At 61.0% G+C, this 11,484-nt stretch carries 11 protein-coding genes; all 11 read left to right on the top strand.

The window, feature by feature from the left end; all coding sequences use genetic code 11:
- The first annotated feature begins 134 nt into the window (after nucleotides 1-134).
- The 11 genes from waaF to PSUM_RS20710 all read left to right on the top strand — a co-directional run bounded on the left by waaF (nucleotide 135) and on the right by PSUM_RS20710 (nucleotide 11,484).
- Nucleotides 135-1,169 carry a lipopolysaccharide heptosyltransferase II gene (gene waaF, locus PSUM_RS20760; RefSeq protein WP_020796214.1) on the top strand — a complete coding sequence of 345 codons (1,035 nt, stop codon included), beginning with the start codon at nucleotides 135-137 and terminating at the stop codon, nucleotides 1,167-1,169.
- Between the two features lies 1 nt (nucleotide 1,170).
- Entirely contained in the window at nucleotides 1,171-2,232 is a 1,062-nt protein-coding gene (gene waaC, locus PSUM_RS20755) for a lipopolysaccharide heptosyltransferase I (RefSeq protein ID WP_083350043.1), read from the top strand.
- Nucleotides 2,232-3,353 (top strand): glycosyltransferase family 4 protein, encoded by a 1,122-nt coding sequence (locus PSUM_RS20750; protein ID WP_020796216.1) that lies wholly within the window; start codon nucleotides 2,232-2,234, stop codon nucleotides 3,351-3,353. The genes waaC and PSUM_RS20750 overlap by 1 nt, the downstream gene beginning before the upstream one ends.
- The gene (rfaP, locus tag PSUM_RS20745) at nucleotides 3,354-4,160 is read left to right on the top strand and encodes a lipopolysaccharide core heptose(I) kinase RfaP (RefSeq protein ID WP_020796217.1); all 807 of its coding nucleotides are present in this window, start codon (nucleotides 3,354-3,356) and stop codon (nucleotides 4,158-4,160) included.
- Nucleotides 4,160-4,894 carry a lipopolysaccharide kinase InaA family protein gene (locus PSUM_RS20740; protein WP_020796218.1) on the top strand — a complete coding sequence of 245 codons (735 nt, stop codon included), beginning with the start codon at nucleotides 4,160-4,162 and terminating at the stop codon, nucleotides 4,892-4,894. The genes rfaP and PSUM_RS20740 overlap by 1 nt, the downstream gene beginning before the upstream one ends.
- Complete coding sequence (locus PSUM_RS20735) at nucleotides 4,891-5,643, top strand: lipopolysaccharide kinase InaA family protein (protein WP_020796219.1); 753 nt, start codon at nucleotides 4,891-4,893, stop codon at nucleotides 5,641-5,643. Before PSUM_RS20740 ends, PSUM_RS20735 begins: the two co-directional genes overlap by 4 nt.
- On the top strand, nucleotides 5,643-7,094 hold the full coding sequence (locus PSUM_RS20730; protein ID WP_083350044.1) for a lipopolysaccharide kinase InaA family protein: 1,452 nt from the start codon (nucleotides 5,643-5,645) through the stop codon (nucleotides 7,092-7,094). The genes PSUM_RS20735 and PSUM_RS20730 overlap by 1 nt, the downstream gene beginning before the upstream one ends.
- Nucleotides 7,095-7,215: 121 nt before the next feature.
- On the top strand, nucleotides 7,216-7,551 hold the full coding sequence (locus PSUM_RS20725; protein WP_080725275.1) for a YceK/YidQ family lipoprotein: 336 nt from the start codon (nucleotides 7,216-7,218) through the stop codon (nucleotides 7,549-7,551).
- 165 nt (nucleotides 7,552-7,716) lie between these two features.
- Complete coding sequence (locus PSUM_RS20720; RefSeq protein ID WP_020796222.1) at nucleotides 7,717-9,474, top strand: carbamoyltransferase family protein; 1,758 nt, start codon at nucleotides 7,717-7,719, stop codon at nucleotides 9,472-9,474.
- A complete protein-coding gene (locus PSUM_RS20715) occupies nucleotides 9,458-10,588 on the top strand; it encodes a glycosyltransferase (RefSeq protein ID WP_020796224.1) in 1,131 nt (376 codons plus the stop codon). The genes PSUM_RS20720 and PSUM_RS20715 overlap by 17 nt, the downstream gene beginning before the upstream one ends.
- Nucleotides 10,588-11,484 (top strand): antimicrobial resistance protein Mig-14, encoded by an 897-nt coding sequence (locus tag PSUM_RS20710; protein ID WP_020796225.1) that lies wholly within the window; start codon nucleotides 10,588-10,590, stop codon nucleotides 11,482-11,484. The genes PSUM_RS20715 and PSUM_RS20710 overlap by 1 nt, the downstream gene beginning before the upstream one ends.

The raw sequence follows: 11,484 nt of genomic DNA, 5'->3' as shown, positions 1-11,484 counted from the left end.
GAGCCTGCTCGCGATAGCGGAGTGACAGTCGACAGTAATGTTGAAGGTAATGACCCATCGCAAGCATGCATGCCCCAGCAGTGATTCTCGAGGCGGGGAGGCGTAGGCCTCCCCGGTTCGTTTATGGAAACCACATGAAAATTCTGATCGTTGGGCCCAGTTGGGTCGGTGACATGGTGATGGCGCAGACACTGTTTCAGTGTCTCAAGCAACGCCACCCGCAATGCGAAATCGACGTGCTGGCCCCCGAGTGGAGCCGGCCGATTCTTGAGCGCATGCCCGAAGTTCGCCAGGCCTTGAGCTTCCCGCTCGGCCACGGCGCACTGGAGTTGGCGACGCGTCGGCGCATCGGCAAATCCCTGGCCGGCCAGTACGACCAGGCGATCCTGTTGCCCAATTCCCTGAAGTCGGCACTGGTGCCGTTCTTCGCCGGCATCCCCAAGCGTACCGGCTGGCGTGGTGAGTTCCGCTACGGCCTGCTCAACGACGTACGCACGCTGGATAAAGAGCGTTACCCGTTGATGATCGAGCGCTTCATGGCCCTGGCCTACGAGCCAGGCCTTGAGCTGCCCAAGCCTTACCCGCGCCCGAGCCTGCGGATCGACCCGGTGACTCGCGAGGCGGCATTGGCCAAGTTTGGCCTGACCCTCGACCGCCCGGTGTTGGCGCTGTGCCCCGGTGCCGAGTTCGGCGAGTCCAAGCGTTGGCCGTCCGAGCATTACGCCAAGGTGGCCGAAGCGAAGATTCGCGAGGGCTGGCAAGTCTGGCTGTTCGGTTCGAAAAACGATCACGCCGTGGGTGAAGACATCCGTTCGCGGTTGATTCCCGGCTTGCGTGAAGAGTCGGTGAACCTCAGTGGCGGCACCTCGTTGGCCGAGGCCATCGATTTGCTGTCCTGCGCCGATTCGGTGGTGTCCAACGACTCTGGCCTGATGCACGTTGCCGCCGCGCTGAACCGCCCGCTGGTGGCAGTCTATGGCTCGACGTCACCGGGCTTCACGCCTCCCTTGGCCGAACATGTCGAGATCGTGCGCCTGGGCATCGAATGCAGCCCATGCTTCGACCGCACCTGCCGTTTCGGCCATTACAACTGCCTGCGCCAACTGATGCCGCAGGCGGTGAACGAAGCCTTGCAGCGTTTGCAGGGCACTGTGGTCGAGGTCAAATAGTTTGCGGGTATTGCTGATCAAGACTTCATCGCTGGGCGACGTGATTCATGCGCTGCCGGCGCTGACCGACGCCTCGCGGGCCATCCCCGGCATCACCTTTGACTGGGTGGTGGAAGAAGGCTTCGCCGAAATTCCGACCTGGCACCCGGCGGTGGGCAAGGTGATTCCGGTGGCGATCCGTCGCTGGCGCAAGAACCTCTGGCAGACCATCAAGAGTGGCGAATGGAAGCGCTTCAAGCAGAGCCTTCGCGCCACGAAATACGATCTGGTCATCGATGCCCAGGGCCTGCTCAAAAGCGCTCTGCTGACCCGGTATGTGAAAGCCCCGGTGGCCGGCCTCGATAAAGGTTCGGCGCGTGAACCCGTCGCCGCGCGTTTCTATAACCGGCGGCTGGCGGTTGCCCGCGGTCAGCATGCGGTAGAGCGGGTGCGTCAGTTGTTCGCCATCGCCCTGGGTTATGACTTGCCCAAGGGGCTGGGTGACTACGGCCTGAGTGTCGAGCGCCTGGTGGAATTGCCGCGCAAGAACCCCTATGTGGTGTTCCTGCATGGCACCACCTGGGACACCAAGCACTGGCCCGAAGCCTACTGGCGCGAGCTGACCGAACGGGTCGGTTACCTTGGCGTGGGCGTGAAACTTCCCTGGGGCAACGGCGCGGAAAAGGCCCGTGCCGAGCGTATCGCTGCCGGCTTCAAGCACGCCGAGGTTTTGCCCAAGCTGAATCTGGCCGGGGTCGGCAAGGTGCTGGCCGGCGCGCAAGCCTGCGTGGCGGTGGACACTGGCCTCGGTCATCTGGCCGCAGCCCTTGAGGTGCCAACGCTGTCGCTGTTCGGCCCGACCAATCCGGGCCTGACCGGGGCCTACGGCAAGTCGCAGATTCACATGGCCAGCGACTTCCCCTGCGCACCGTGTTTGCAAAAAAAATGCACTTATCAACCGACGGCCGAAGATGCCAATCGGTTTGACCTGAAACGCGAGTGGCCATTGTGCTTCACGCGTCTGAATCCCGAGCGTGTCGCGAGCCGACTGAGCACGTTGTTACTGGCTGAGGAGCTGCGCTGATGCAATTGGCATTTGTCCTGTACAAGTACTTTCCCTTTGGTGGCCTGCAGCGAGATTTCATGCGCATCGCCCTGGAGTGCCAGAAGCGCGGGCACCAGATTCGCGTCTACACGCTGATCTGGGAAGGCGAGGTGCCACCGGGTTTCGAGGTACTCGTGGCGCCGGTCAAGGCATTCTTCAACCATCGGCGCAACGAAAAGCTCAGCGAATGGATGGAAGCGGACCTGGCCAAGCGTCCGGTGGACCGTTTGATCGGCTTCAACAAGATGCCGGGTTTGGACGTCTACTACGCCGCTGACGGCTGTTTCGAAGACAAGGCGCAAAACCTGCGCAATTCGCTGTATCGGCGCTGGGGCCGCTACCGCCATTTCGCCGAGTACGAGCGCGCGGTGTTCGCCAAGGACGCCAAGACTGAAGTGTTGATGATTTCCGAGGTCCAGCAACCGCTATTCATCAAGCATTACGGCACGCCACTGGAGCGCTTCCACCTGCTGCCGCCGGGTATTGCCCAGGATCGTCGCCGGCCGGCGGATGCGGACGAAATTCGCGCCGGGTTCCGCGCTGAATTCAATCTAAAGGACGATGACTTGCTGCTGGTCCAGATCGGCTCCGGGTTCAAGACCAAGGGCGTGGATCGCAGTCTCAAGGCCCTGGCCGGGTTGCCCGCTGATCTGAAGAAGCGCACCCGGCTGTTTGTAATTGGCCAGGACGACCCCAAGATATTCCAGATGCAGAGCGCCACGCTGGGGCTCGGCGACAACGTGACGTTCCTCAAGGGTCGCAGCGATATACCGCGTTTCCTGTTGGGCGCCGATCTGTTGATCCACCCGGCCTACAACGAAAACACCGGCACCGTGCTGCTCGAAGCGCTGGTGGCTGGGTTGCCGGTGCTGGTCAGTGCGGTATGCGGGTACGCCCATTACATCGCCGAGGCCGACGCTGGCCTGGTGCTGGACGAGCCGTTCGATCAAGCCCAGCTGACCCAGTACCTGACCGGTATGCTGAACGACGCTCAAGCAAGGGCGGCCTGGAGCCGCAACGGTTTGGCCTTCGCCGAGACGGCCGACCTCTACAGCATGCCGCAGCACGCGGCCGATGTGATTCTGGCGGAGCACGCTTAAATGAAGTTGATGCTGGCTGAACCGTTCAAGAGCCTCTGGGCCGGACGCGATCCGTTCGCCGAAGTCGAGGGCTTGCAGGGCGAGGTATACCGGGAGCTTGAGGCTCGCCGCACGCTGCGTACCGAAGTGAACGGCAACGGGTTTTTCGTGAAAATCCACCGTGGCATCGGCTGGGGCGAAATCTTCAAGAACCTGCTCACTGCCAAGTTGCCGGTGCTGGGGGCTGGCCAGGAATGGAAGGCCATCCAACGCCTGCAGGAAGTCGGCGTGCCGACCATGACCGCCGTCGCTTATGGCGAGAAGGGCAGCAACCCGGCGGACCAGCATTCGTTCATCGTCACCGAAGAGCTGGCGCCGACTGTCAGTCTCGAAGATTACAGCATCAACTGGATCAAGCAGCCGCCCGAGCCAAAACTCAAGCGTGCGCTGATTGCCGAAGTGGCGCGCATGACCGGCATGATGCACCGTGCCGGGGTAAACCACCGTGACTGTTACATCTGCCACTTCCTGTTGCACACCGACAAGCCGGTGACCGCGGACGATTTCAAACTCTCGGTGATCGACCTGCACCGCGCCCAGACCCGTCCGACGATCACCGCGCGCTGGCGTAACAAGGATCTGGCGGCGCTGTATTTTTCCGCTCTGGATATCGGCCTGACCCGACGCGACAAGCTGCGTTTTCTCAAGGGCTATTTCCAGCAGCCGCTGCGCCAGGTCTTGAGCGAAGAAGCCGGGCTGCTGAGCTGGCTCGAAGGCAAGGCCAACAAGCTTTACGAGCGTAAACAGCGATACGGGGACGCGCTCTGATGGCGGGCTGGAGGCTTGAGCCTGCTTACAACGATCTGGCAGAAGACTTCGGCAGCCTTGATGCCGTGTTTGCGCTGCAAGGTGAGCGCCTGACCCGCGATCCGTTGTCGGAGGTCATTCGCGTCCAGCGCAATGGCGTCAACTATTACGTCAAACGCTACGTGGGGGCGGGCAAGGGCTTGCGGCGCTACCTGGGTAAGCCACGGGTGAAAATGGAGTGGCAGAACCTCAAGCGTTTCGCCAAGTGGGGCATCCCCACCGCCGAGGTAGTGGCCTGGGGCCTGGAGCGACGCGGTGCGGCGTACGATCGTGGGGCGATGATCACTCGCGAACTGCCACATACAGAAGACCTGTCGGCACTGGCCGAGCGGCACGATGCGAAACTGGCGGACCGCGCCTGGGTCGACAGCATCAGCCGACAACTGGCCAGCTACACCCGCACAATGCACGAACATCACTTTACCCATAACGATTTGAAGTGGCGCAACCTGCTGGTCGACGATCAGGCCCGCCTGTTCCTGATCGACTGCCCCAACGGTGATTTCTGGAGCGGTTTCTGGCTCAAATACCGAATCACCAAGGACTTGGCCTGCCTGGACAAGGTCGCCAAGTATCAACTGTCGGCTACCCAGCGCCTGCGTTTTTACCTGCAATACCGCCAGTGCAGCCGGCTCAATGCCGCCGATAAAAAGCGCATCCGGCATGTGGTGAGATTTTTCGAGGGACGCGAATGACTGATTTCCTGGCCGCTGAAGACCGTGCGCTGCTTGAGCGCCACGGCCTCGGTACTTTCGATGCGCTCTGGGCCCGGCAGCTCGATGCCGTGGACGAACCCAACACCTTGCGTGGAGGCTGGAGCAGCGTGTTTCGACTGGATCTGGAGGGTCAGGGTTTCTACCTCAAGCGTCAGAGCAACTACCAGATGCATACCTTGCACGCGCCCTTTGGCGAGCCGAGTTTTGCCAGGGAGTTTCGTAACATCAGCCGCTACGAAAAGCTCGGCATTCCAGCGCTGAAAGCGGCGTTTTTCGGTGAGCGCAAGGTCGACGGCGAAGTCCGGGCGATTCTCCTCACTCGCGCCCTGGACGGCTGGGATGACCTGGATTCGCTGCTGCAGCGCTGGTCGGACCTCGGCGAGGCGCAACATGTGGCGATACTTCAAGCCTGCGGAAAACTGGCGCGGCACCTGCACGGCAAGCGTCAGGTGCATGGCTGTTTTTACCCCAAGCATATTTTCCTGTGCGCCACCGGTGACGGCTATCAGGCGCAACTGATCGATCTGGAAAAGACTCGGCCACTGCTGTTCGGCCAGCGGGATCGGGTCAAGGACCTGGAGCCGCTGTTACGTCGGGCGCCGGAATGGAGCGAGGCGCAGCTGCGCATTCTGCTGGCCGCCTATCTGGATCAATCTCAGGACAGCACGCTGATCGATAGCTGGCTGGCGCGCCTGACCGCGCGACGTAGCCATAAGGAGAAGCGCTGATGCATTTGTCCGAGCTGAAAAACGCTGGCCGTCAGCCGAGCCTGCCCATCAGTCTTTCACTGGCCGATGCTGCCGGGCCGGCGCAGTTGCAGTTGCTGACCCTGTTGCGGGTATTGCCTGGACAGCGTTATGTCGGTGCCGGTGTCTGGCGCGGTCGGCCAGTGCTGGCCAAGTTGCTGGTTGGCAACAAGGCAGCACGGAATTTCCAGCGCGAGTTGGACGGCGTGCGATTGCTCTCCGCCCAAGGCCTGACCACGCCACTCCTGTTGGCTGATGGCCTGAAGGACGGCGAGGGTGGCTGGCTGCTGTTTGAGTTCCTTGAGGGTGCCCAGAGCCTGGGCGATGCCTGGCAGCAGGTGGAAGGCCTGCCGGTGCTGGCCGACGAGCAGTCAGCCGTGCTGGCGCAAGCCTTGGGTGCGATCGGCCAGATGCATCGCAAAGGTTTGTGGCAAGAAGACCTGCACCTGGACAACCTGTTGCGCCAGGGCAATCGACTGTATTTGATCGATGGCGCCGGGATCTGCAGCGAAACGGCGGGCCAGCCACTCTCGCGCCAGAAGGTCCTGGAAAACCTCGGGGTGTTTTTCGCCCAGTTGCCCAAGTCGCTGGAGCCGTTCACCGAAGAATTGCTGGTGTACTACCTGCTGAGCAACGGCGAGCATGCCCTGCCCATGGAGGCGCTGCAAAAACAGGTCGACAAGGTTCGCAGCTGGCGCCTGAAGGACTTCCTGATCAAGACCGGTCGCGAATGCACGCTGTTCAGCGTCCAGCGCGGTGCGTTCGGCTTGCGGGCGATCCGTCGCGAGGAAGAGGCGGCAATGCTACCGGTATTGGCCCAGGCTGATGCCTTGCTGGATCAGGGGCATCTGTACAAGACCGGCGGCGCGGCGAGCGTCGGCAAGGTTGAGGTGGACGGACGTACGCTGGTGATCAAGCGCTACAACATCAAGGGTTTCGCCCACTGGCTCAAGCGCTTCTGGCGCCCGAGCCGTGCCTGGCACTCCTGGCGCGAGGGCAATCGCCTGGCATTCCTCGGCATCGCCACGCCCAAGCCGCTGGCGGTGCAGGAAAAGCGTTTTCTCGGGTTGCGCGGTCGTGCCTATCTGATCACCGAGCATCTGCCGGGGCCAGACATCATCGAGCGATTCGCGCCGTACATCGATAGCGGCCATGCTCCTGAGACCGAGTTGCTGGCGCTGGATCACCTGTTCGCCGAACTGATTCGCGAGCGCATCAGCCACGGCGACTTCAAGGGCCACAATCTGTTCTGGCAGCAGGATCGTTGGGCGCTGATCGATCTGGATTCGATGTGCCAGCATGGCTCGCTCGCCAGCTTCGCGCCGGCGTATGCTCGGGATCGGGCGCGGTTCATGCGTAATTGGCCCGAGAATAGCGCGCTCTATCAGGTCATCGATCAGCGTCTACCCAAGGACGTCTCTGGCGCTGCCTGAACCCCTTCGAGAGATTAGCGGACAAGTTCCTGCGAACGGTCCTACATGATTTTGAGAAGCCATGAACTGTGGCCTGAATGACCGCGATGCTAGTTTGCCTGACGCTTACGGAGGGCAAGCTTTGACGATCAAGACGCTAGTTGTATCAGGTTTCATTTCACTGGCTTTGACAGGGTGCGGGACGGTCGCAACGGTGTTTCAGGACGATGCCGACGCGGCCCACGGGCTTCGACGGCAAAAAACCTATTGTCAGTCCATTCCTCGGGTGTACAGCGGCCTGGCCTACGATTTTTGTGTGCTGAATGCGCCGCCCGATCCAACGGGTATCTACGTCCCGCTCGTTTTGGTGGACCTGGTATTGACTGGCGTGCTGGATACCGTTGTCTTGCCGTATACGATTTACCGGCAGGGCACGGATGGCAATATCAGCATTTACTGGCGGCCAGCACCCGAATAACCAACGGCACGGTCAACCCCGCTCTCGCTTGCAGCTTGCCGCTAGAGGCTTGAAGCTGCTTTTAAGCTATAATCCCGCCCTTTAGCTGTCTCTCGCCCGTTGCGAGGGCACATTAATTTTTGAGGCGCATTGCGCCTGCACGCAGACTAAAGAGGCTAGACCCCTGTGGCATTGACGATTCTTGGCCTGTCCGGCGCCCTTAGCCATGATCCTTCCGCAGCCCTGTACATCGACGGCAAGCTGGTCGCGGCGGCGGAAGAAGAGCGCTTCGTACGCGATAAACATGCAAAGAACCGCATGCCCTACGAGTCGGCGAAGTTCTGCCTGGAACAGGCCGGCATCAAGCCTTCCGACGTTGACGTGGTAGCGATTCCGTTCGCACCGATCAGCCTGTTCGGCAAGGCGCGGTGGCAGTACGCCAAGCGATACTGGTACGCCCCGGACCGCGCACTCGACGCGATCCTGATGGGTAACCGTCGCTACAAGCGCTATCGCAACAAGATCGTCTGGTGCCTGGAGCAACTGGGTTTTGATCCGAAGAAGATCAAGATCGAGCCGGTTGAACACCACCTGGCCCACGCCTCCAGCGCCTATCACTGTTCCGGTTTCAAAGAGAAAACCGCGATCCTGGGCATCGACGGCAAGGGCGAGTACGCCACGACCTTCTTCGGATATGGCGAAAACGGCAAGATCCACAAGATCAAGGAATTTTTCGATCCGGACTCTCTCGGCGGCCTGTATGGCGCGATCACCGAGTTCCTCGGTTTCGACATGCTTGACGGTGAGTTCAAGGTCATGGGCATGGCGCCGTACGGCGACGCCAGCAAATATGATTTCTCGCGCCTGGCTTCGTTCGAAAACGGTGAGCTGGTCATCAACACCGACTACGCCAACGTTATCGGGCTGCGTCGTTACAAAGAAAAGGGCAAGGGTTACTACTTCTCGCCGAAGCTGATCGAGTGGCTGGGTCCAAAGCGCGAAGGCGACATCGCCGACGAGCCTTACATTCACTACGCCGCCAGCATTCAAGCGCTGTTTGAAAAAATTGCCTTGCAGATGATCGACCATTACCTGGGCGACGTGCTCAAGGAAACCGGCAAGCTGGCCTACGCCGGTGGTTGTGCGCTGAACGTCAAGCTCAACCAGAAAATCATCGCTCGCGACGACGTCAAGGAGCTGTTCGTGCAGCCGGCGTCCGGCGACGCCGGTACTGCGGTGGGCGCGGCAGCGTATGTGTCCCATGCCCGTGGCGTACCTGTCGAGAAGATGGAACACGTTTACCTCGGTCCGTCGTACAGCAACGAAGACGTGATCGCGGCCTGTGCTCGTCACGAGAACAAACCAACGTGGCGCAAGCTCGACAACATGCCCGAGCAGATCGCCAAGATCATGGTCGACGGCAACCCGGTGGCCTGGTTCCAGGGCCGCATGGAGTTCGGTCCGCGTGCACTGGGCGGTCGTTCGATCATCGGTTGCCCGAGCGTGGCCGGCGTGGCCGACCGCATCAACCACCAGATCAAGTTCCGCGAGCGCTGGAGGCCTTTCTGCCCGTCGATGCTCGACACCGTCGCACCGCAGATGATCAAGATCGATCACCCGGCGCCGTTCATGACCTTCACTTTCGAAGTGGCTGAAGAATGGAAAACCCGCGTGCCGGAAGTCGTTCACGAAGACGGCACGTCCCGGGCCCAGGTGCTCAAGCGTGAATACAACCCACGCTACTACGACATGATGAAGGCACTGGAAAACCTGACGGGTAACGGCGTGTCGCTGAACACCTCGCTCAACCGTCGTGGCGAACCGATGATCTGCTCGCCGACGGACGCCTTGAACATGTTCTTCGGTTCGGATCTACAGTATCTGATCATGGAAGACATCCTGGTGGTCAAAGAGGGCGCGGACACCTATGACACGCTCGGCTGAACGCCATGTGCTGCAGTTTTGTCACGGCTATGACGGGCCGTTCCTGGACTGCGCCCGGCAGTACGCCAGCCTGTTCGCGGGCACCGGCTATCGCGTGACCACGGTGTTTCTGACCGGGGTCGCCGATGCCGAGGTGGCCGCGGGTTGCGCCTCGGATGAAGTGTTGTTCATGGAGTACAGCTCCAAGGCCATTCGTGGCCTGAAGCTGGGCGCCATTGGCGATCTGCGCAAGATCGCCGCTTCGCGCAATTTCAGTTTCTGCATTGCCCATCGCTTCAAGCCGATCTACATCGCCTTGCTCGGCACCTCGTTGCCGGTGATTGGCGTGCACCATGCGTTTGACGATTACAAGCGCGGCACACGCAAGCTCTTCGCGCATATTTTCCGCAAGCGCCTGAGCCTGCTCGGGGTGTCCGATGCCGTGCGTGACGACATGCGCCAATGCCTGCCGAAGTGGCCGGCGGCAAGGATCCAGACGCTCTATAACCGGATCGATGTACCGGCTTTGCAGGCTAGCCAGGTGTCGGCTCGCGAGGCGCGCGAGACCCTCGGCCTGTCTGCGGATGCCTGGATCGTCGGCAACGTCGGTCGTCTGCACCCGGACAAGGATCAAGCCACGTTGCTGGAAGGTTTTGCCAAGGCGCTCCCCGGGTTGCCGGCCAACAGCCAACTGGTCATTTTGGGTAGCGGTCGTCTGGAACAGGATTTGAAGGCCCAGGCTCTCGAGTTGGGGATTGGCAACCGGGTGCTGTTCCTTGGTCAGGTCCCTGAGGCCCGGCGGTATTTCAGCGCTTTCGATGTGTTTGCCCTCAGTTCCGATCATGAACCATTCGGCATGGTGCTGCTCGAAGCCATGGCGGCGGGCGTGCCATTGCTCGCAACGGCCTGTGGCGGAGCCAAGGAAGTGGTCGAAGGCGTTGGTATCCTGTTTCCCTTGGGCGATGCCGAGCACTTGGCTCAAGGCCTGCAACATCTGGCCGCAATGGACGAGCAGCAACGTCGCCAGTGCGCCGAGTTGATGCTTGAGCGCCTGCGTGAACGCTTCTCCGACCGCGCGGTGCGCGATGCTTTCTGGCACTTGCCGCACGTTACCGAACTGGCACAGAGGGGCTGATGCTCAACCGATTTCAAGGCTGGCGCGAACGCGGCTGGTCGCTATCCGATGCCTCGACTTATGCCGAGGCCTGGCAGCGTTATGGCGGCAGCGTCGCCACTCACCCGCTGGTGGTCGAGCGCCTGGCGCGGCTCGCCGACATCCCAGTGCGATACCTGGCGTGGGAGCAAGGCGGCGAAATCAAGGCGGCGATTCCGACCTGGGGGCGCGACCTTGCCTTGTCCAAGGACGTGCTCAAGCGTCACGGCAAGAAGGGCTTGTTCGACCTCGGCAATGCCGAAATCATCCTGCCGGCTGCCACCGATGCCCAGGCACCTTTGCGCCATCGTGGCCGCTACTTGTCGGCGCTCAACGAAAACCGTTTCACCGGTATCAGGCTGCAGGCCGAACAACTGGCCATGGCCCGCACGCCCGAAGAGTTGTCGAAGAAATTTCGCTACAACCAGCGTCGCGAACTCAGGTTGCTGGAGGAAGCGGGTGGCGTCGTGCGAGCGGTTTCCGAGTTTTCCAGTCAGGAGCTGGGCGCGATCTATTGTGATTTGTTCCTGCGTCGCTGGGGTTTCCCGGCAACCGGTGCCGAACGCATGGCCGAGGTCATCGAGTTGTTGCGCGAGTTTCTGATCGGTTCGGTGATCTTCCTCAATGATGCCGCCATCGCCATTCAACTGGTTTATCGCGTTGAGACGCCGCAATGGATCAGCGTTGAATACATCAATGGCGGTGTCGATCCCGAAACCCGCGAGTTCAGTCCCGGTAGCGTACTGAGTTTTCTCAACACCCAAAGCGCCTGGGAGCACGCCAGGGCACTGGACAAGCCCCTGCGCTTTTCCTTTGGCCGTGCCGACCGGGAATACAAGGATCGCTGGTGCAACCCTGTGCCGGTCTACACCGTATGA

Source organism: Pseudomonas umsongensis (genome assembly GCF_002236105.1).
Taxonomy (GTDB): domain Bacteria; phylum Pseudomonadota; class Gammaproteobacteria; order Pseudomonadales; family Pseudomonadaceae; genus Aquipseudomonas; species Aquipseudomonas umsongensis.
The sequence above is the reverse complement of the archived record's forward strand: the minus strand, read 5'-3'. Positions and strand labels throughout refer to the sequence as shown.